Source organism: Acinetobacter sp. Li1LvA2 (assembly GCF_056156705.1).
The window spans coordinates 175,679-197,717 of record NZ_JBSICF010000007.1; the positions used below are offsets into that span (position 1 = coordinate 175,679).

Here is a 22,039-nt window from a genome sequence, read left to right on the forward strand (position 1 = left end):
AAAAGTGCTATGATGCTCTGCAAGTTAACATGCTGAATTTAAAGCACCACTAAAAGTGCTGATGTGGAAAAACATGACAAAACGCAGAGTAAAACCAGAGCACGTGCGACGTGAAGAAATTATGAATGCCGCACTCGACGTAATTTATGAAGTGGGGTTATCCAATACCACCATTGCTCAAATTGCAAAAAAAGCCGAGCTGTCGACCGGCATTGTCAGCCATTATTTTGGCGACAAACAAGGGTTGATAAATACCTGTATGCAAGAAATGTTAAATGTTCTGCGTCGTAAAACCGAACAGTACAGAGCAGAAGCAGATTCGCATCCAGAGAGCCAAATTAAGGCCATTATCGACTCGAACTTTGACATTAGTCAGGTCAATGAAAAAGCAATGCGGGTCTGGTTAGACTTTTGGTCAGCAAGTATGCATGTACCAGACTTAAGCCGCTTGCAAAAGATTAATGATCAACGCCTGTACTCTAACTTGAAGTTTTATTTCCTCAAGTTAATGAATGAACAACAGGCCAGTGTTGCCGCTAGAGGGTTGGCAGCATTGATTGATGGATTATGGTTACGAGGCAGTTTAAGCCGTCATAACGAATTTGACAGCAATCTTGCCCGTTCCATTGCTTACGATTATGTACAAACGCAAGTTCAATTTGCGAACAAGCCTTTGCAGGAGAGACAAAATGAGTGATGCACAAGTTCATCAACTGTATATCCATGGACGCTACGTTAACGCAACCAGTGGAAAAACATTTAATAGTATTAACCCTGCCAACGGCGAGACAATCGCGACTCTTCAACAAGCTTCCGAACAAGATATTGAAGCTGCTGTACAAAGTGCCCAACAAGGACAAAAAATCTGGGCTGCCATGACTGCCATGGAGCGTTCACGTATTTTACGCCGCGCTGTCGACATTCTTCGTGAACGTAATGATGAGCTTGCACGTCTTGAAACACTCGACACAGGTAAAGCTTTTAGCGAAACATCTACCGTCGACATCGTGACTGGCGCAGATGTACTCGAATACTACGCAGGACTTGCAACCGCCATTCAGGGTGAACAAGTTCCGCTTCGCGAATCAAGTTTCTTTTATACACGCCGTGAACCTTTAGGCGTGGTTGCCGGTATTGGCGCCTGGAACTATCCAATTCAAATTGCTCTATGGAAATCTGCCCCTGCCCTTGCTGCCGGCAATGCCATGATTTTCAAACCAAGTGAAACGACTCCACTTACTGCATTTAAACTTGCAGAAATCTATACAGAAGCTGGCTTACCAGACGGCGTATTTAACGTGGTGCAAGGTGCTGGCCGTGAAATTGGTCAGTGGCTCACTGAACATCCTGTGATTGAAAAGATCTCATTCACTGGCGGTGTGGAAACCGGCAAAAAAGTTATGGCAAGCGCTGCTGGCTCTACGCTGAAAGAAGTAACCATGGAACTCGGTGGTAAATCTCCACTGATTATTTGTGAAGATGCCGACCTTAACCGTGCCGCAGATATTGCAGTCATGGCGAACTTCTTTAGCTCAGGTCAGGTATGTACCAACGGTACACGCGTATTTGTTCCAAAATCACTTTTAGCAGATTTTGAAAAAGCAGTTGTAGAACGTGTACAACGTATTCGCATTGGCGACCCAATGGCTGAAGACACCAACTTCGGTCCACTCACTAGCTTCCCTCACATGGAAAAAGTATTGTCTTTCATTGAGTCAGGCAAACAACAAGGCGCTAAAGTGTTAATCGGTGGTGGGCGTGCGACTGAAGGCGAACTTGCTAAAGGCGCTTATGTACTACCGACTGTATTTAGCGACTGCACTGACCAGATGGCGATTGTTCAAGAAGAAATTTTTGGGCCTGTCATGAGCATTTTAAGCTATGAAACCGAAGAAGAAGTCATCCGTCGTGCCAACGACACGACCTTTGGTTTAGCTGCTGGCGTTGTTACGCAAGACATTAGCCGCGCTCATCGCATTATTCACCAAATTGAAGCTGGTATTTGCTGGATTAACACGTGGGGCGAATCGCCTGCCGAGATGCCAGTGGGTGGCTACAAACAATCTGGCGTGGGCCGAGAAAATGGCTTGACCACACTTGGGCACTATACCCGTATCAAATCTATTCAAGTTGAACTTGGCGATTATCAAAGCATTTTTTAATGCCTAAATCGCTCTAAACACTTCAACCTAAATCACATATGCCGAGCAGTCTTTATAGATTGCTCAGGCAAACTGTTAGTAAAAAAAGGATAGTTATGAATATTAAAGAATATGATTACATTATTATTGGCGCAGGATCTGCCGGAAATGTACTCGCTGCGCGTCTGACTGAAGACAAAGATACCACCGTTTTACTCTTAGAAGCGGGTGGCCCAGATTATCGATTGGATTTCCGTACACAAATGCCAGCAGCTTTGGCCTACCCTCTTCAAGGTCGTCGCTATAACTGGGCTTATTTAACTGACCCTGAACCGCACATGAATAATCGTCGTATGGAATGTGGTCGTGGTAAAGGTTTAGGTGGCTCATCTTTAATTAATGGCATGTGCTATATCCGTGGTAACGCAATGGATCTACAGCAATGGGCAACTCATAAAGGCCTTGAAAACTGGTCTTATGCCGACTGTTTGCCTTACTACAAAAAAGCCGAAACGCGTGACATTGGTGAAAATGACTATCATGGTGGCAATGGCCCTGTGTCGGTTGCTACGCCTAAAAATGGCAACAATGTCTTGTTCCATGCCATGGTCGAAGCTGGTGTACAGGCAGGTTACCCACGTACTGACGACTTAAATGGTTACCAGCAAGAAGGCTTTGGTCCAATGGACCGTACGGTTACCCCAAAAGGTCGCCGCTCAAGTACTGCACGTGGTTATTTGGATATGGCAAAAGGTCGTCCAAATCTCACCATTTTGACTCATGCCACGACCAATAAAATCTTGTTTAATCAAAAACAAGCGATTGGTGTTGAATACATTATTGGCGCTGATCAAAACAACTTACAACGTGCCTTGGCTAAACGTGAAGTGTTACTGTGTGCAGGCGCAATTGCTTCACCACAAATTTTACAGCGCTCGGGTGTTGGCGAAAGCAATTTCTTAAAATCAATGGACATTGATGTCGTTCATGATTTGCCGGGTGTAGGTGAAAACCTGCAAGATCACTTAGAAATGTACTTACAGTATAAATGTAAGCAACCCGTTTCTTTATACCCTGCCTTGAAATGGTATAACCAACCTGCGATTGGTGCCGAGTGGTTATTTAACGGTACAGGTATTGGTGCAAGTAACCAGTTTGAAGCGGGCGGATTTATTCGTAGTTCGGATGAATTCAAATGGCCAAACATTCAGTACCATTTCTTGCCAGTTGCCATTAACTACAACGGTAGTAATGCCGTGAAAGAACATGGTTTCCAAGCACACGTAGGTTCAATGCGTTCCCCTTCACGTGGTCGTATTAGACTGAAATCAAAAGATCCGTTTGAGCATCCAAGTATCTTATTTAACTACATGTCGACGGAGCAAGACTGGCGTGAGTTCCGTGATGCAATTCGTATCACGCGTGAAATCATGCAGCAACCTGCGCTTGATCCATATCGTGGTGAAGAAATTAGCCCGGGCAAACATTTGCAAACTGATGCAGAGCTTGATGATTTTGTTCGTAACCACGCAGAAACTGCTTACCATCCATCTTGTAGCTGTAAGATGGGCGAAGACGAAATGGCTGTCGTAGATGGTCAAGGCCGTGTACATGGTATGAATGGTTTACGCGTAGTTGATGCCTCAATCATGCCACTGATTATTACCGGTAACTTAAATGCAACCACCATTATGATTGCCGAGAAAATTGCAGATCAGATTCGTGGACGTGAAGCATTACCACGTTCAACTGCACCGTTCTATGTAGCATCATAAAATCTTAAAGGGCATATTTCTTATGCAGAGATATGCCCTTAATTTCATATTCATTGAGCCAATATTAATAAGAACTATGTATGACAGAAAATAAGCATATGTAAGGAGCTTATTTACATAAATATAGGATGAAATAAAAATTAATCTATTTTTATAGGCAAATATTCTTCAAATGATCCAACTTTAATCAAATCAAAATTATTATTTTAATTTCAAATATTTATAATAAAACAATTAACTTAAACTAACTTTAAAAAGCTCAATTTGATTAAATATAAATCATATTTATGATTTTGATGAACCCCATTTATTATAAAAATTGTCTTGTCAATGCAAAATTAGTCTAAAATATAGAGTGTTTGCGATAATCCCAAGTAATTTTTATTTTTTTCGAAGTTCTCTAATTTTGAGAATTCAGTTTCGCATTTATATCCATTTTGTCTGGATACGCTGTCTAGGTTTCCTCACTCCTTAAGTGACTCAAATAACTTATTTTAAGGTCCCCCTTACATGAAAAAGTTTTTGAAATACCTTCTGGTATTAATCATTCTTATTTTAATTGCAGGTATTGTTTTCTTGTTTAGACCAACTGCGTCAAAACAAGTTGAAACTGCAAAAGATGAGCCAGTTGTTGATGCTGTTCTTGTTGGCGGCGGCATCATGAGTGCCACTCTTGGTACTTATTTAACTGAGCTTGAACCAAACTGGCAAATTCGTATGTATGAACGTCTTGACCAAGTTGCTCAAGAAAGTTCAAACGGCTTTAACAATGCCGGAACAGGCCACTCTGGCTTTATGGAAATGAACTATACCGAAGAAAAAAACGGTAAGATGGAAATTGTCAAAGCTGAAAAAGTTGCTTCTCAATTTGAAGTAGCAAAACAGTTCTGGTCATATCAGGTAAAACAAGGCGTTTTAGCTGAACCTAAATCATTCATTAACCCAGTTCCGCACATTGCTTTCGTTTGGGGCGATAACGTTCAATTCTTAGAAAAACGTTATGCTGCCATGATTCAAAGCCCGCTGTTCAAAGGCATGAAATTTACTGAAGACCCAGCTGTAATTAAACAATGGGCTCCTTTAGTCATGAACGATCGTGACCCTAGTCAAAAAGTTGCAGCAACCCGTATGGATGTTGGCTCTGATGTAAACTATGGTTCTATCACTAAACAATTAGTGAATCGTTTAGATCAAAACCCGAATTTCAAATTACAGACTTCAACCGAAGTGACTGGCATCAGCCAAAATGATGACAAAACTTGGACTGTGTCTTTCAAAAATTTGAAAACTGGTAAAGTAGATCACGTTAAAACACGTTTTGTATTTATTGGTGCAGGTGGTGCAGCAGTTAAATTATTGCAACTTACTGGTTTACCAGAAGCGAAACAATATGCTGGCTTCCCTGTTGGTGGTGAGTTCTTAATTACTGATAACCCAGCAATTACTGCTCAGCACACAGCAAAAGTTTATGGCCGTGCTGAACTTGGTGCGCCTCCAATGTCTGTACCACATATTGATACGCGTTATATCGACGGTAAAAAATATGTATTGTTTGGACCATTTGCAACGTATTCAAACAAGTTCCTGAAAAATGGTTCTCAGCTTGATTTACTTGCATCAACTAACAAAAACAACGTCTTACCAATGACCACTGTTGGCTTGGAAAACCTTGATCTTGTTAAATACTTGGTAAGCCAAGTCATGATGTCAGATGAAGATCGTCTAAATGAACTTCGTAAATACTACCCAGATGCGAAAGCTGAAGACTGGCGTTTAAGCCAAGGTGGTCAACGTGTTCAGATCATCAAGAAAGAACCGGGTAAACCAGCAACGCTTCAATTCGGTACAGAAATCTTTGCGTCTAAAGATGGTGCTGTAACTGCATTGTTAGGTGCGTCTCCAGGTGCTTCGACTTCTCCATACATCATGCTTAACTTGCTTGAAAAAGCTTTCCCTCAGCAAACTGAAGGTAAGTGGAATCAGAAGCTTCATGAAATTGTAGTGTCTTATAAGCAAGACTTGAGCAAAGATCCTGTGTTACTCGACAAAGTTCGTCAATACACAAGTTCTACGCTTGGCTTGAACTATACATCTCCGTTCAAAGCTGCAAACGATGAAACTGCTGCTGCCCCAGTTGCAAAAGCAAACTAAGTTTGACGATGTATAACTAAAATATCAAAAGGATGAATTTCGATTCGTCCTTTTGTTTTTTAAGCCCTCACTTGAGATATTTAGATTCGCTATGACACCTTTAAACTCATCATCTCGCCTCTTGTCATTTTGTTTTAAGCTCGTGCTTGTTTTGCTACTGGCCTATCTTTTGGTAAGCGGATTTTATATGTGGATGATTGGCGGTACAGCCATTTATGTCAGCTCAGCCGTGTTACTTACTCTGACTGCTTATATATTTAAGCTCGGCAAATATCAAAAACTATGTTCTGTTTTAAATGTGCTGATGAGTGCAGCGGCGTTATATTTCAGTATTGCTCATTTATTTTTCTCTCCTGTTCAGTTCTTTATATTTTTACCTGCGCTGTTTTTTGCTGTGCTTGCTTTTATTTCTCAGAACAAGACTCGCAGCTTATGTAAGCTTTTATTATTAATCAGTTTATTGATTTGGTGTAGCATACATTTTACGCAACTTGAACAACTTCAAGCCTATTATCAAACTCAGCACACAGGTGAAAGCTGGCAACAATTTGGTGCGTTATAAGATCATTTTTTACTCTATATTTTCAAATGAATACATGTTCTTTTTCACATGAAGTTCATCAATAAAACTGAACATCGTCTACAGAAATCCTTTTAAGAAAAAATATTCATAACAATCTAATTTATTTAGAAATATATCGAGCATATTCGCGATTGAACACAGCTCATCTACACGCTAGATTAATCAAATATTTTTTCTCCCTTTATGTTGTAATTTATGAAGATTTTAGATGGTGGTTTAGGCCGTGAATTGGCCCGTCGTGGCGCTCCGTTTCGTCAACCAGAGTGGTCTGCACTTGCACTGATTGAAGCACCAGAAACAGTAAAAGAAGTACATCTCGATTTTATTAATGCGGGTTCAGAAGTTATTACGACTAATAACTATGCTGTTGTGCCTTTTCATATTGGGCAAGAACGCTTTGAAACTGACGGCGTGCGTTTAATTCAAGTTGCTATTGAACAAGCAAAAAATGCAGTTAAAGAAAGCGGCAAAAATGTCAAAATCGCAGGCTGCTTACCACCATTATTTGGCTCTTACCGTGCAGACTTGTTCCAACCTGAACAAGCTAAAAGCCTTGCTGAGCCAATCATTAACACCTTGGCACCCGAGGTTGATTTTTGGCTCGCTGAAACTCAATCGTGCTTAAAAGAAGTCGAAACAGTGCATGCGCTATTACCAAAAGATGGTAAAGACTATTGGGTGTCATTCACGCTGCAAGATGAAATCAAACAAGAACAAGCATTACTTCGCTCTGGCGAAAATATGCAACAAGTGGCTGATTTCATCAAACAATCAAATGCCAAAGCAGTGTTGTTTAACTGCTGTCAGCCTGAAGTGATCTTGCAAGCGATTAAAGAAATTAAAGGACTCATTCCAGAGTCAGTGCAGATTGGTGCTTATGCCAACGCCTTCCCACCGCAAGATGAAAGCGCTACTGCCAACGATGGTCTCGATGAAATTCGTAAAGACTTAGATGCTCCAGCTTATCTTGGTTTTGCTAAACAATGGCAAAAAGCAGGTGCAAGTCTAGTCGGCGGTTGTTGTGGTATTGGTCCAGAACACATTGCTGAACTTTCTCAATTTTTTAAAGAATAAATACCATGTCTGCTGCCAAAATTGGACTATTGTCTCTTACAGCGCTGGTCTTTAGTTCTATGGTGGGGTCAGGCGTATTTAGCCTACCCCAAAATATGGCTCAAGTCGCTAACGGCTCTGCCCTTCTTGTTGCATGGCTCATTACTGGGGTCGGCATTATTTTCTTGGCCCTCACGCTATTGCATTTAACGCGTCAACGACCAGATCTTGACGGTGGTATTTATAACTATGCGCGGGAAGGTTTTGGAGACCTGATTGGTTTTTGCTCGGCGTGGGGTTATTGGTTGTGTACCACCATTGGTATTGTCGGCTATGTGGTGATTGCCTTTTCAGGCGTCGGCATGTTTACCGATAGCAAAGACCATATTATTTTTGGTGAAGGTAATACGCTCTACTCTCTGATTGGCTCAAGCATTTTTGTATGGCTGGTGCACTGGTTAGTGAGTCGAGGCATTAAAGAAGCTGCGATTGTGAATTTACTGGCAACCATTGCCAAAATCATTCCAATGGTGGTTTTCATCTTCTTTACCTTTATTGCCTTTAAATTTGATTTGTTCAAACTCAACTTAAATGACTTCTCTTTAAAAGTTCCGCTTTGGCAGCAAGTAAAAGACCTGATGCTCATTACCCTTTGGGTATTTACCGGTATTGAAGGTGCTGTGGTTTTATCATCGCGTGCGAAAAAACGTCATGACATTGGTAAAGCGACCATTCTAGGTGTGTTACTGGCGTTAAGTTTTTACGTGATGGTGACCGTATTGGCCTATGGTGTGGTGAGTCGTGAAGCCCTTGCTGGCATGCACAACCCATCAATGGCAACCATTTTGCAGCAACTGATCGGTTTACCGGGCACAATCGTTATTACTATCGGGCTTATTATTTCAGTTTCTTCGTCTTATTTAAGCTGGACGTTATTCGCCACTGAAATTCCATATTTAGCTGCAAAAAATGGTGCATTCCCGAAATTATTTTTAAAGAATAATCAAAATAATGTACCCATTTCATCACTTTGGCTAACCACCATTGTCGTGCAAGGTGCATTGATTGCTGTGTATTTTTTCAATAAAAACTACACCCAGCTTTTATTAATTTCATCGGTAATGATTTTGCTGCCTTATTTTCTGGTGTCGGCTTTTTATCTTAAAGAATCCATTCGCCACAAACGCACGCCGCATATTGCCATTGCAAGTGTCGCTTCCATTTATGCACTTTGGTTGCTCTATGCAGCAGGATTAGATTTATTACTTCTGTCTGTAGTGTTGTATTTGGTCGGCTTGGTTATTTTTTCAATCAGCTATTTTGAGCATAAAAAATCGCTCAAACAAAATCAGCTTAATTAATCATTTCAACCACTGTTGAGTCATTTCAGCAGTGGTTTTCTAAAAACAAAAATTCTATTTTAAAGGCTGTGACTGCTTTAAATGCAATCTTAAAATACGCCGTAATTCTAAAATCGCTTCTGGGGTAGTTTGAATCGAATGCCCACCCTTAATCATCAGTTCCGACTGTTCACCATCTAAATGTGAACTTTGATACGGCACAATCCCATCGCTACTTTTTAACTTATCAGTCGTCCCATTTATGTTCCCCATAATCGAGTGATAGACCACATTGGACGAAGGCTGAATGGCTTGCGTAAGTTGCATAAAGCTAGAAGAACGACTTAAATTACTCGCCCCGTTTTCAATTAAACCTTTTCTGAGTTTTGTGTTTTTCTCATCTCTCATTTCGACCGCAATAAAGAAATCAGCGGGCAAACGAATAATACGGCGGGCAATTTGGGTAAACCATCGGTCAGCGTAGTCAGTGCCATGATGCGGAGCCGAAACAAAAACAACCCGCTTAAAATAAGGCAAAGCTTTAAATTGAAAACGCTCTAGCACCACAGGATTTTCTTTTAAACGGTTTAGCTGGGCTTCATTCATTTTTTGCATGGCTTGCTCCGAAACATCGGCATCGCTTACTAATAGGCGACTAATCACTCCGCCCATACTATGCCCGACCAGCACTGCATCGTGTGCAGCATAGCTGTCTTTAGCAACATTTTGAAAAGCTTGATCCAACAATGAATAAATCTGAAAACGGCTTTCAAAAATCGGCATGTTGGTTGAATAAAACACCTGCCAAACTTGATAATTATTCCTTAATTCGGCATCGCCCATAATGTCATTGGTTAGACTCACCCACGCCTCTGGGCTACTTGCCAAGCCATGAATAAATACAATGATTTTTTTATTCGGGTTAAAAGGTTCCAACATATATAAATGCGGCATGATCAAATTGGTTTCTTTATTAATTAAAGACCAATAACCTGCTGCACCTAAATTATATTTTGACAGCCATAGGCCATAAGGCGCCGAATAGTTTGCAGTAAGCGGATAGTCCACACCTTCAACCTTTACACGGTCTTGTCGATATGGATCGAACATCGCAATTTCTAAATCTGCTCCAGCAATGACCTGATCTGCTGTGGCTTTTTGTTTTGGGTAAACAATCGCAGTGACTGGAAAGAAGCGTGGTAAATGGATGTTCGGATTATTCTGGTGAGCATAAAAAGCATCGGGGTCTAAAATGAAGCCGTGATTTACATCATTTTCTTTACGCCCGACAATAAACTCTGCCCCTAAACCATCCTTACGGTTAACGGTATTAAAGCCAGAAAAGTTCATATTATAGCTAGAGCGAAAAGTATCGACTTCAATTTTTTGTACATCTACGGCATGGTCAAAATTGACGTGGTACTCATGCCCATCTGCTTTAAGCAACGGTGGAAAACGATGCGTGTTTAAATGATTAAAATACGTGGTCATGAGCTTCGACAAAGCCACGTTATAAAAAATACGCACCTGATTTTGCCGGTGATCAAACACTCGATCGAACGGCGACTCTTCAGAGTCAAATAAATAGACATAACTATAGCGCAAGCTTTTATCAAACAGCGCCAACTCTTGCTCAAGGCAACTATTACTTTTATTAATGACATTACATTGGCTATTACGTCCGACGTCTAAAGCTTTGGCTAAATAAATTTCACTGAGCGCAGCATAGCGTTCTTCTCGACTGCTATTTTCAGATAAGCTTTGAATCTTATTTAAACAATCATCAAAATTTTGCAGACAAGATTTTTCGTCTTTTTTAACTAAATACAGCAAGTTTTGAGTTTGATGACTTAAGGTGCCATCGGTCAGAATACTTTCATTCTTACTTTTTAAAGCATTACTTAAATTACTTTCTTTTAAATTAATGACCTGACAGCCACTGAGCAAAGCCATTATTGTTATGATTAAATAATGATAAGACTTTGTCATTGTGCGTTCCTTAATCGAATGTATTCCCCATCTGGTCATTATGCCTGTAAAGCAGTGAACGAACAATTTCGGCTCAGCTTCCATTTTCCTTAATTACGAAAAAAAGCCTGAACTCATTTTAATTCAGGCTAATTTGTTATTTTCTCTAATCAAGCTTGGTTGAACTTTTGCTGTGAAGCTAAATAAGAGAAATACAAAATGGGTAAGATAAACGGCGCCACACTCCAGAAGTCAAAATAGACGTAGAGAATCGCTCCCAAGAAAGCACCAATTACAAACCCAATCACAATACTGGCACTTTTTAGAAAACTTGCCCAATTGGCTGCATTATTGTTTTTAAGCAAGTTGGCAATATCAATACCAAGCTGGGTAGTGTTACCTGTCATCATAGTACTTGGGCTAATATTTTTAATGAGCGTTTTGCTAGAAGTATTACGAATAGCCAAAGCAATTAAACCCAGCCCGCCTGTTACTGCAACTGTTAATGCATCCGGATTTTTAAATGGCTCGAAATAAAGACCTGCAACCATAAAAGCACATAGAAAAATGGCTTCAAATAGAAATAAATAAGACAGCGTTTTGTGCTTGACCTGACTGCGGTCAATTAACAGTTTGGTAATCACCACTGTTAAAATAAATAGCGGGATTGCGGCGAGCTTGATCCATAAACCTGAGCCGCCTTTAACCCATGCCGCCCCTGCCAACACTAAGTTTCCCGTCACATGCGCGGTAAAAAAACCAAACAATGCAATAAAGCCAATGGTGTCAATTGCCCCGCCCACCATCGTCAGCAAAACTGGATCTCGACATATGGCCCAAGTACTTTGTTTCTCTTGTTGCATTGAGGTATCAGGCATAAGCTGCATCCTATTATTTTAAAGTCATTAATTCAGTACAAAGATGTTTTAAATATTTAAAAACAAATCAAAACTAAAGCATTTATAAAAACAAAAAAGCATGTAAAAACATAGAGGGTTTAATGTCGCAACACTGTCTTTAAAATGGCAACAATTAAAATTGAGTGTTTTTAAAACAATAAACGGTTCTCAACTTCAAATCAATTTGACCTCTAAAACTGTTATAACTATGATGAAGCCGCAAGTTGATATCAATTGGTTTTGAACCTGAAAAAGTTATGCCAAGATATGGATAATGAAAAACAACAACCAAGAGTAGATATATGTCACTTTATAATTTTTCAGTTTTTCTAGGTGGATTATTATTTGTATCGATTGCCTCTGCTGGCTATAAAAGTCATGCACACCGTGACTTTTACTCAAAATGCATAGCTGCCGGACATAGCCGTACAAGCTGCACATGTATTTATCACCGTTTAGAACGCCAATACTCTCCTAAACTTATGAATAAACTTGGAAGTTTAAGTTTACAAAGCCCCGAAGTACCGCGTGACTTTGTAAAAACCATGATGCGTACCATGCAACAGTGCCGATCATAAATTTTGCTTAAAATAGCCGGCTTTCACTTCTTATATATAAATCAATAAAAGCTATTTTTACCTTTTAACTCATTTAGTTTATTCAAGTTATAACCGTATATTACCTAACGTTGTATTAAAGCAAATCGGCCAAATTCCTAATTTCTTCCATCACCGCCTTACACGCAGGCGTTAAATAGCCATGTTTAGAAATAGACAAAGAAATATAACGCTTTAGCTCTGGGTTAATAATTTTTGCGGCTTGAATTGAGGTGTATTGGCTGGCCTTCTTTAACGCTTGCGGCCCCAGCATGGTGTACATGCGAGATTCGGAAACCAAATGCGTTTGTAAACTAATCGAGTCGGCTTCAAACACAATATTCAGCTCTACCCCATTTTCATAAGCCATGTGGTCTAAAAAATTGCGCCAGTTACTTGGCCTACAAAAGGTGACCAGCGGTAACTGACTTACCTCTTTAAATTCGACTTCCTTGGCCTGAGTGAGTGCATCTCCTTCGCAGCCTACCAAATAGGTATCGGCTTCGGTAAGGTAAACATCCCCCTGTTTAGGCGTCGGATTAAAACGATAGAGAATGGCTAAATCGACGCTGCCATCTTCTAACCATTTTTCTAAATGCACCCCTTGCCCCTCACGCACCGACAGTTTAATTAAGGGATATTTTTGTTGAAGCACTTTATACAAAGTCGATAACAACGGATGTGCAGTAGACGGCAAACTGGCAATGCGAACCGTACCAATCGGAGTATCGGTCGAGTGCAAAATTTCATTATTGAGCTGATCGGTTACGTTTAGCCATGAACGAATTTTAGGAAGTAAATGCTGGCCTAAATCGGTGAGTTCTACGCCTCGTCCAGTTCGGTTAAACAAACGACCACCACATTGCGCTTCAAGCTCGTTCATTTGCCGACTGATTTGTGGTTGGTTGGTGTTATGCAGCATTGCGACTTTGCTTAAGCTACCGAGTTCCACCGCATCTAAAAATATTTTCCATAATTCATAATTCATCGATTCTTCCTAAATCGTAAATAGGCAGCATTTTAAGCTATACATTTTCAGTATAACTGAAATTCAAGAATTGGTAATTCCTACATAGCTCACCTATTTCTATACTCCAATCATGTTCTCTACAACACGATTTAAGTCAGATTAAGAACCAGAGAATATTTAATTACACTGTATAGGAAGTACGATTATGAGTTTAGATTTACGTGGATTAACCCCAGCACCTGTGACTCCTTTTACCCGTGACGGACAAGTAGACCATAATGCAATTCAACGTTTAGGTTCATGGTTAGGCAGTATTGATGGTGTGAAAGGCTTGGTTGTTCTTGGGCATGCTGGTGAAGGAACATTCTTGTCGCAAAAAGAACAAATGCAGGTCATCGAAAGCTTTGTTAAATCGGTAGATGACAAAATTCCGGTAATCGCAGGGATTACACTCGAAGGTACTTCGGTTGCAGCAGAAGAAGCAAAACGTGCAGTCAGCGCTGGTGCTTCGGCAGGTTTGATTTACCCTTCACATGGCTGGTTGCGTTTTGGCTATCAAAAAGGCGCACCACAAGACCGCTATAAAGCGATTTATGAAGAAAGTGGTTTGCCATCTATTTTATTCCAATATCCAGATGCAACGAAGGCCACTTACGACCTAGAAACTCTACTCGACATTTCTGCACAGCCAGGCGTATTTGCCATGAAAAATGGTGTGCGTAACATGCGCCGCTGGGATGTTGAAATTCCGATTATTCGCCGTGAACGTCCAGACTTACAGGTATTGACTTGCCACGATGAATATTTGCTTCACACCATGTTTGATGTAGACGGCGCTTTGGTTGGCTACGGCAACATTGCCCCTGAACTGCTAATTGAAATGATTAAAGCAGGCAAAGCCAAAGATTACGCTAAAGCTCGTGCACTTCATGATCAGCTTTTACCCGTAACTCGCAATGTCTATCACCGTGGTTCACACATGGAAGGCACAGTCGCGCTTAAACATGCATTGGTTGCTCGCGGAATTTTGGACCATGCCACTGTGCGTTCGCCTCTACTTCCACTGGCAGATGGTGCTGAGCAAGAAATTCATGATGCAATGCGTCAAGCCGGAATTGGCAAGGTCGATTTAACCCAAGCCGTTGCTTAAATTCTATTCGGGCTAGCATGTACGCTAGCCTTTTTTTCCTGTACGCTGCCTGAGGCCAAACATCGGGCATGTCTCTTAAAAATAATAATAAAAAAGCATGCAAACTGTGGTGAACAGGTAGTGCGAAATAGAACAACAAAACTACGAGGAATGTAGTAATAAGGAGATAGAAGATGACAAATCTAGCGGATGTAGAACAAATTAGTCATCATCAAAAAAATGCGGAAATTATTGCAAGACTTGAACGGCTACCCGTCACTGGTCGAATGCAGTTTATGCGAATTACCATTGGTATAGCGACCTTTTTTGACGCCTATACTGTTCTTGCGATTGCCTTTGCTTTACCCCAACTCATTACCGAATGGCATCTGACGCCTGCCTATGTCGGTGCGATCATTGCCGCGGGCTATGTCGGACAACTGGTCGGCGCGATCTTCTTTGGTTCTCTTGCCGAAAAAGTCGGTCGCTTAAAAGTGCTGTCTTTTACCATTTTACTGTTTGTGGCAATGGATATTTCTTGTCTGTTTGCATGGAGCGGAATGTCACTGTTAATTTTCCGTTTCTTACAAGGTGTTGGAACTGGCGGTGAAGTGCCTGTGGCGAGTGCCTATATTAACGAGTTTATTGGTGCAGAAAAGCGCGGTAAGTTTTTCTTGCTCTATGAAGTTTTATTCCCACTCGGCCTGATGTTTGCAGGCATGGCAGCATTTTTCCTGATGCCAATTTACGGCTGGAAAGTTATGTTTATTGTGGGCTTAGTTCCATCTTTATTGGTCATTCCTTTACGGTTTTTCTTGCCTGAATCACCACGCTGGCTGGCTTCAAAAGGCCGTTTTAAAGAAGCAGATAAAGTCGTCAAAAGTTTTGAAGACAGTGCCATCAAAAGCGGTAAAACTTTGGCTGAACCTGTGGTTAAAGAAATTAACCCGCAAGGTATGGCAAAAACCGACTGGCGCGAACTGTTCCGTGGTATTTACCGTAAACGTACCTTTACCCTGTGGGGCATGTGGTTTTGCGTGTATATGGTGAACAATGCCATGGTGACTTGGCTGCCATCTCTCTACAAACAACACTTTGGCCTATCGCTTCAAACCAGTTTAGGTTATGGCTGGATTACGTCGGGCGTAGGTGTGATTGCTTCTATTATCTGTGCGTTAATGATTGATAAAGTCGGCCGCCGCCCTTGGTACAGTGCAGCGTTTTTCTTGGCAATTATTCCACTCATGAGCCTCTCGGTTTTAGGCGCAAAATCGGCGATGGAAGTGGTAATTTTCGCAACGATTAGCTATGCCATTTTGCAAACCATTTCATTCTCTTTATACCTTTACGCTGCCGAACTTTACCCTACTCGCCTACGTGCGATGGGCATTGGTTTTAGTACCGCTTGGTTACGTGCTGGCTCTGCAATTGGGCCTGTTATGGTCGGGCTAGTTGTTGGTGGCTACGGCATTCAATACGTGTTTAGTGTGCTGGCCGTTGTGGCGCTCATTGGTGGCTTAGTGACATTCTTGTTTGCCATTGAAACCAAAGGCCAAGTGCTCGAAAAACTCTCTCCTTAATTCATCCATTTCATAAAAAGCTTGCCTAACTCAGCGTTAGGCAAAGGGCTTATTCATGCTTAAAAAATGAATTTAAAATGAATAAATATTTGCTATGGGGCTGTATTGGTTTAGGTAGTGTGAGCAACGCGCACGCAGAACTCCCTCAAGAATTTGGCAAGTTAGAATTAAAACTCAACACCCGCTACTGGAACGATGAAGGCACTGCCCACCCCACGCTTGCCAACCCTTCGCCTTCGTCGAGTAAATATGAACAAAGTGCGTTAGGGCTTGAGTTAAATTATCAGTCTCCCTACCTTTGGGACTGGCTTGGGGTAGATGGCTCACTCTATGCAGTCACCAAGTTGTTTGACTCTGGCAAGCCGAGCGCTCAGCTTTTAGAGGCCGAAAATAACGGCAAGCTCGACCAAAACTTTGCAACTTTAGGGCAGCTATACATCAAAGCAAAACTCGGCGACAAAGGTGAAATTAAATTAGGTCGCCAGTTGCACGATTCGCTGTTGCTTAAAAGCACCAATAATCGCGCAGTGCCTGATACTTTTTCGGGTGCGAGTGGTCAGTTTCAATTGAATGATCAGCTACAGACTTACATCGCCTATTATGACCGCTGGAAACCGCGCAGCATGGACTCTTTTGAAAAACTGGTGACTGAAAATGACGAGCACATTGATTATGTCGGTTTGCTCGGTGCCAAGTATCAGTACAAAAACTGGAGCTTGAATGCCGAATATTTAAATAGCAAAGATTATTTAAAAAAGTATGGAGCGATTGCTCAATATAAATTGCCCTTGCATGGTTTGGTATGGACATTTAACACTGGTGCTTTTTTCTCGCGTGATGATGGCAAGCTGTTTAAATGCGGTGCCGAAACCGAGCTGGACTGTGTTAAAGGCCAAGATATTAACAACCGTGGGAATGGTTATTTTGTCGATATAAATGTGGCTAAAAATAACCTCGAAGGCGGCATTGCCGTTTCAAAGTTTGATGGTTTTTGGATTGAAGATAACTTTGCCGTGCACTCCGCCCGCAACTCGTTTTTGACGCAAGACCACGGTACCAACCCATTTCCGACCTCTGCGACCATTGGCCCTGACTTTACCAATAACGATGAAACCGCCGTTGCCCTTCGGTTGAAATATAACTGGAAAGACTACGTGAAAGGTTTAAAAACCGAAGCGAAATATATTTATGGCTTTGGCGCTCACCAAAGTAACATTAGCAGTGATATTGAAGGTAAAGAGCGTTACTTTGACTTTACGGTGAGTTATGCCTTGCCGTGGGTGAAAAACTTAGATGTGCGTTATTCATTTTTGCATTATGAGTCAAAGTTTGAAAATGCAAACTTAGGTGAAAAAATAAATGGTATGACTCGTAAAGATTGGGACCAGCACCGTGTATTTATTAATTACCGTTATACATTTTAAGAGCGAGTTAAACGTTTAGTTTAACTTTATTATATTTATTAATTCACCGATTTAAATCGATAAACTTTTGAGTTTAATTAAAATATAAATTTATATTTTAATTTTTTATAATATTTTATTTAAATTGAATTGACCTGTTAAAAACTTATGATTATTATGGTCTCGCTGGCCTACATTGCCAGTCGGTTTTGACAGACCGAGTATACAGCGTATCAGGTAAATACTCCCTGAGTATGAGACTTGTGCGCAACTTGCACCTCCCCCTTACCGTTGCGGTAGGACGGGAGGGGGACGCGCTTGCGCGTGCTGGTTTGTATACCCAGTCTGTCAACCCTCTTCCGTTCTGCCACCATAATCAATTGACGGTGATCTTTGGTGGTAGGACTCCATAAATTTTAAGGAGTTGACCATGACATTTTTTATATTCATCCCCTATCTTCTCTCGTGATTTTATTTATTTAAAATTTAGGCTTTCTCTCACCTAAAACATTTTAAATTTATAAATATTTTTAATTTAAAAACTTAATCATTTTATTTTCCTATTTTTATGGATTGGTTAACTATTACCTAAAAAATGATTTTAAGACTTTTAATATAAGCGGCTTATTTTTTATTAATAACTTAGTGAAAATTATCACGAGAATAATATGAAACTTTATAAACCTATTTTGGCTTTAAGCCTTTTAATAGGCGATTACGGTGTTTCTGGTTGCGACATTCACACTCAGCAGGATTTTGAAGAAATTTGCCTGTCTGGTGGGCACACCCAAGCCAGTTGCGACTGTATATACCAACGGCTTGAACAAGTGTATTCGCATAAGCTCATGCAACGTCTAGAACATGTCAGTTTGCAAAGTCCTGCTCTCCCACAGGACTTTGCCCCTACTTTTTTTAGCGTGATGCGGCGGTGCGATAAAGAAGACATGGGCTAAGCGTTTGGCTTAGCTCCCTTATCTCTGTGCCGCAATGGTGGATAACTTTAAATCAGCGCAAAAAATTAAAGTTCTGTTGTGGCACGGGGGCCTTGGAAAATAAGTCAGCTCTACTGAACAATAAAACTATACAGTATTGTCTACCCCCTCTTTGGTATGATTTTGGCACTTCATGAATATAAGAAGGAATAAGTTTGGCAACACCATATATAACAATAGGCTGCCCTACTAGTGGTGGTGGTCAAGTAATTTCAGGGAACAGTATGTTCCTAGTCGATGGTATTCCCGTTGCCTGTGTCGGTGACAAAGCCACCTGCCCAACTCATAAAGTTGTTGCAACGATTGTTTCTGGCGACCCATATATGCAAATCTTTGGTAAAGCTGCTGCGCGTGTTAACGACTCTCTTTCCTGTGGCTGTAAATTACTACCTCAACAAAACTTAGTTGTTCAAGATAATGGTGGTGGTTCTGCTCAAGGTTCACAAGCGAGTAAAGCTCAAACTCAAGATAGCTTTGTAGAAGACAAGTCGAAAGACATTCATAAAATTCAATTTAAGCTTGTTGATGATGAGACTAAAAAGCCACTCACTGAACTTATGTATGAAATTTATAGTAAAGATAAAGGGCAACTGCTTGTACAAGGCTACACTGATAAAAGCGGATTAACGGCGCTTTATGAAAGCAACTATACAGCCGAATCTGTAGAAGTAATTTTAGTGGACTTATCGAAGCCAATTGAACCTATTTAGAATTATTGGAAGTTTTTATGGCTGGCTCTCAAAGAGAAATAAACACAAATTTAGGTCGAATAATTTTTCATTCAAACTATGATACTAAACCCGCAAATGTTGAAATTGATCTTAAAAGCACAACCAACATGTGCGTCTCAAAAGATGAAGGTTATCTAACAGCGTGTGAAGGTTGGCAAAACTTAGTACCTGTAAAAAAAATAGTTCCTTACACGTTTGGAATGAAACAAGCCCATTGGGACCATGTTAAAGAAAGACAACCCTTTGAATATGACATGGCTTTGCATTTTGGTTTGCAGTTCGATTTACGTGAAATTGAAAAAGCTACACCTGGTTTAATTTATACAGAATATTTTCATACACTGATGTACCTACGCTTTGCATCTTACTTAACAGATGTCTCAACAAGTCGAGCAGGTAAAGCCCTATTTGAACTTGCTAAAGATGTGTTTGAAATCAGAGCTGCTGCTAACTATAAAGATATACCAGAAATTGTAAAACTTGCTCCTACTGGTATGGGCTTATTTGATAAAGCCAGATATGTAGGACTTGCTGAAGCAGTCAAACTCAATAGAGGTCCTTTCTACATAGATCAAGTAATGTATGAAGTAGTCTTCGGTAATCGAAAAAAATGGAATAGGCAGGCTTATAATCTTGCTGTTGCTGAATATGGTTATGTACGACCATTATCTGAAATGAGAAAAATGGGTGATTAATTGTGAAGTCTAAACTTTGTATTATTTTAATGTCTCTTTTGACAGTAGCGTGTAGCCAAGCAAACACGCCCAAGAAGGATGTAATTACTGAAGCTGATGTAACCCAAGCAAGCGAAGCATCTCTCTATGCTCAGTTTAATCAGCTTTATTACACCAAGTTTCTGTATAAGACAGCATACAATGAAGCTAACAAGGTAACTGAAACTAATGATCAATTGCTAAGTTATGCCACTTTTTTAATGCATGCAGTAAATACAACATACGATTCTTTAAATTTAAAGCTGAATGATGACCTAGATTTAATGGCTTCAGGCAAAAAAAGTAAGATGTCAATTGATGCTTTAGACTCATTATGTGTAAGTAATAAATACATCGAAAAATATATAAAACTGAAAGAAAAAAATGGGAGCAAAGTTTCTGCTGAGGCTAAAGAACTATCTAAAGAGGCTTTGGCCCTTCAACCAAAAATTGAAAAAATCATAATGAAAACTGATTCACCGTTAAATGATGTTGAATGTAAAAAATTAAAATAAACTAGAAAAAGCCCTGATTATTCAGGGCTTTTTCTAAAGTGATTTAACGTAAATTACCCCAACTGATTCAAATAATAAAAACAACTCAGAGAACCCTCGGAGATCTGCACCATGTTAGTAAACAGAACTTATATTAAATTTATCTGTGCCCTTCTGTTTATGCTTTTCATTAATGGCTGTTCTAATACACCAGTTAATAATGACCGTGAGGCATTAGTAAATGCAGGACGTGGCGCAGTCAGTGTAATAACTACAAATTACCGAGTGTATAGATATGCTCTTCAAGAAAAAAATAGTGATGTGACAAAATCATTAATTTATGCAACATTAACAAATGCAGATATATTAAAAGCTTTTGAGGAAGGAGCTGGGAATGGTTATGTTATTGAAGAAAGTTTGAATACTCATAAGTTAAATCAAATCTGTTGGATGGCGAAATTTACACGTGAAACTAAAGATTTAATCTCACCCGAAGAACAAGATCACTATAAAGATATATATGCTTGGTTAAATAAAAAAGAACAGGCTTGGTTGAAAAAAATAAATTCTACTTATACCAAAGATGAGTTAGGACCTGATGATTGCCGTAAATAATGAATCAATAAAAAAACCACTTATCATAAGTGGTTTTTTTTGAGAATTTTAAAGGGATGCAGTCCGCTCAAAATTAAAGTAAGAGTAGCTGTAATGTAGTTTTACTCTAAGTCGATGCAAACAATTAAAGTTCTGTTGTGGCACGAGGGCCTTGGGGGGAATAACTGATAAATACTTGTATATTATTTTTAATCTTTTTATCTTCAAGATCTTTAAGTACTTCTTCTTTACTCATAATCAATTTATCATTTTTAATTAATGATATAAGATTTTGGTTAGCAATAAATTTTAATGCCGCTGAAATAGCTATGCATAATCCTACCAATACTAAAGTAAGTTGAATAAGATTATAATTATTTGGACTAACATATATCAAATCCCATCCCATCATATTAAATAAAAGAATAAGTAAGTTGTTTAAAATAATAATAGGTATTGAAGAAAAATAAAGAATAAAGTACCAAATTGGTCTAAATTGCAACTTTCTTAAAGTTGAATTTGATACAAACACATTATTATTATTTACATTTTGTATGGAAACTTTATTTCTAACTTTCAACAAGTTAGAAATCATTAAAAATAATTTTTCTGGGAATTTTTCTTTAATAATATCTATATCTTTTGAACTTAATTTATCTGTTCCAGCAAGAGCTTGAGCAAATGCACTTTTTTCATGGTCAGTAATTCCTTCTCGACTGCATTCTTCCTCATATTTTTTTACTAATAGTGCTCTTTCTGAGTAAAATTTTGCATTATGTGAAAATCTTTTTCTGGTGTCTAACCATGATAATATTGGATAAATAAATATAATTAGAGGTAAGTACTTTAATAATAAATCCATACGTCTTTTCCTAATAAACACTGAATAAATCTATGAGAAGCGTTTAGAACTTCTCATAGTATTTT

Annotated in this window: 20 protein-coding genes; 16 read left to right on the forward strand and 4 right to left on the reverse strand. The window is 39.6% G+C overall.

Annotated features, from left to right (window positions below; genetic code table 11):
• The first annotated feature begins 73 nt into the window (after positions 1 to 73).
• From betI to ACS604_RS14715, 7 genes are all read left to right on the forward strand, one after another.
• Positions 74 to 697 carry a transcriptional regulator BetI gene (gene betI / locus ACS604_RS14685; protein WP_005303239.1) on the forward strand — a complete coding sequence of 208 codons (624 nt, stop codon included), beginning with the start codon at positions 74 to 76 and terminating at the stop codon, positions 695 to 697.
• Positions 690 to 2,162 carry a betaine-aldehyde dehydrogenase gene (betB, locus tag ACS604_RS14690; RefSeq protein WP_474772071.1) on the forward strand — a complete coding sequence of 491 codons (1,473 nt, stop codon included), beginning with the start codon at positions 690 to 692 and terminating at the stop codon, positions 2,160 to 2,162. Before betI ends, betB begins: the two co-directional genes overlap by 8 nt.
• A 95-nt stretch (positions 2,163 to 2,257) precedes the next feature.
• A complete protein-coding gene (gene betA / locus ACS604_RS14695) occupies positions 2,258 to 3,916 on the forward strand; it encodes a choline dehydrogenase (protein ID WP_474772072.1) in 1,659 nt (552 codons plus the stop codon).
• Between the two features lie 510 nt (positions 3,917 to 4,426).
• Positions 4,427 to 6,067 (forward strand): malate dehydrogenase (quinone), encoded by a 1,641-nt coding sequence (mqo, locus tag ACS604_RS14700; protein WP_191899647.1) that lies wholly within the window; start codon positions 4,427 to 4,429, stop codon positions 6,065 to 6,067.
• Between the two features lie 91 nt (positions 6,068 to 6,158).
• Positions 6,159 to 6,629, forward strand: a complete 471-nt coding sequence (locus ACS604_RS14705; RefSeq protein WP_474772074.1) for a hypothetical protein — start codon at positions 6,159 to 6,161, stop codon at positions 6,627 to 6,629.
• A 216-nt stretch (positions 6,630 to 6,845) separates the two neighbouring features.
• A complete protein-coding gene (locus tag ACS604_RS14710) occupies positions 6,846 to 7,724 on the forward strand; it encodes a homocysteine S-methyltransferase family protein (RefSeq protein WP_440206844.1) in 879 nt (292 codons plus the stop codon).
• Positions 7,725 to 7,729: 5 nt separating this feature from the next.
• A complete protein-coding gene (locus tag ACS604_RS14715; protein ID WP_111856045.1) occupies positions 7,730 to 9,064 on the forward strand; it encodes a basic amino acid/polyamine antiporter in 1,335 nt (444 codons plus the stop codon).
• A 54-nt stretch (positions 9,065 to 9,118) separates the two neighbouring features.
• Here the strand turns inward: ACS604_RS14715 and ACS604_RS14720 are convergent, their stop codons facing one another.
• Entirely contained in the window at positions 9,119 to 11,032 is a 1,914-nt protein-coding gene (locus tag ACS604_RS14720; RefSeq protein WP_474772076.1) for an alpha/beta hydrolase, read from the reverse strand.
• 149 nt (positions 11,033 to 11,181) lie between these two features.
• Complete coding sequence (locus tag ACS604_RS14725; protein ID WP_474772077.1) at positions 11,182 to 11,889, reverse strand: YoaK family protein; 708 nt, start codon at positions 11,887 to 11,889, stop codon at positions 11,182 to 11,184.
• A gap of 323 nt (positions 11,890 to 12,212) precedes the next feature.
• Between ACS604_RS14725 and ACS604_RS14730 the strand changes: the two genes are divergently transcribed.
• Positions 12,213 to 12,488: a hypothetical protein gene (locus ACS604_RS14730; RefSeq protein WP_174759179.1), complete on the forward strand. Its 276-nt coding sequence runs from the start codon at positions 12,213 to 12,215 to the stop codon at positions 12,486 to 12,488.
• Positions 12,489 to 12,603: 115 nt separating this feature from the next.
• On the opposite strand, the gene ACS604_RS14735 is transcribed toward ACS604_RS14730, so the two are convergent.
• Positions 12,604 to 13,494: a LysR family transcriptional regulator gene (locus ACS604_RS14735; RefSeq protein WP_174759180.1), complete on the reverse strand. Its 891-nt coding sequence runs from the start codon at positions 13,492 to 13,494 to the stop codon at positions 12,604 to 12,606.
• Positions 13,495 to 13,681: 187 nt separating this feature from the next.
• Between ACS604_RS14735 and ACS604_RS14740 the strand changes: the two genes are divergently transcribed.
• The 8 genes from ACS604_RS14740 to ACS604_RS14775 all read left to right on the forward strand — a co-directional run bounded on the left by ACS604_RS14740 (position 13,682) and on the right by ACS604_RS14775 (position 21,133).
• Positions 13,682 to 14,626: a dihydrodipicolinate synthase family protein gene (locus ACS604_RS14740; protein WP_077170070.1), complete on the forward strand. Its 945-nt coding sequence runs from the start codon at positions 13,682 to 13,684 to the stop codon at positions 14,624 to 14,626.
• A gap of 173 nt (positions 14,627 to 14,799) precedes the next feature.
• Positions 14,800 to 16,185 (forward strand): MFS transporter, encoded by a 1,386-nt coding sequence (locus ACS604_RS14745; protein ID WP_312821542.1) that lies wholly within the window; start codon positions 14,800 to 14,802, stop codon positions 16,183 to 16,185.
• Positions 16,186 to 16,262: 77 nt separating this feature from the next.
• On the forward strand, positions 16,263 to 17,609 hold the full coding sequence (locus tag ACS604_RS14750) for an OprD family outer membrane porin (RefSeq protein WP_312821543.1): 1,347 nt from the start codon (positions 16,263 to 16,265) through the stop codon (positions 17,607 to 17,609).
• Positions 17,610 to 18,256: 647 nt separating this feature from the next.
• Positions 18,257 to 18,541 carry a hypothetical protein gene (locus tag ACS604_RS14755; protein WP_004794079.1) on the forward strand — a complete coding sequence of 95 codons (285 nt, stop codon included), beginning with the start codon at positions 18,257 to 18,259 and terminating at the stop codon, positions 18,539 to 18,541.
• A 194-nt stretch (positions 18,542 to 18,735) separates the two neighbouring features.
• Positions 18,736 to 19,290 (forward strand): PAAR domain-containing protein, encoded by a 555-nt coding sequence (locus ACS604_RS14760; protein ID WP_474772078.1) that lies wholly within the window; start codon positions 18,736 to 18,738, stop codon positions 19,288 to 19,290.
• Positions 19,291 to 19,307: 17 nt separating this feature from the next.
• Positions 19,308 to 20,006 (forward strand): hypothetical protein, encoded by a 699-nt coding sequence (locus tag ACS604_RS14765; protein ID WP_174765295.1) that lies wholly within the window; start codon positions 19,308 to 19,310, stop codon positions 20,004 to 20,006.
• 2 nt (positions 20,007 to 20,008) lie between these two features.
• Complete coding sequence (locus ACS604_RS14770) at positions 20,009 to 20,539, forward strand: hypothetical protein (protein WP_474772079.1); 531 nt, start codon at positions 20,009 to 20,011, stop codon at positions 20,537 to 20,539.
• 111 nt (positions 20,540 to 20,650) lie between these two features.
• On the forward strand, positions 20,651 to 21,133 hold the full coding sequence (locus ACS604_RS14775; RefSeq protein ID WP_474772081.1) for a hypothetical protein: 483 nt from the start codon (positions 20,651 to 20,653) through the stop codon (positions 21,131 to 21,133).
• A 124-nt stretch (positions 21,134 to 21,257) separates the two neighbouring features.
• Here ACS604_RS14775 and ACS604_RS14780 read toward each other — a convergent pair whose 3' ends face one another.
• Positions 21,258 to 21,974, reverse strand: a complete 717-nt coding sequence (locus ACS604_RS14780; protein ID WP_474772083.1) for a hypothetical protein — start codon at positions 21,972 to 21,974, stop codon at positions 21,258 to 21,260.
• Positions 21,975 to 22,039 lie beyond the last annotated feature (65 nt).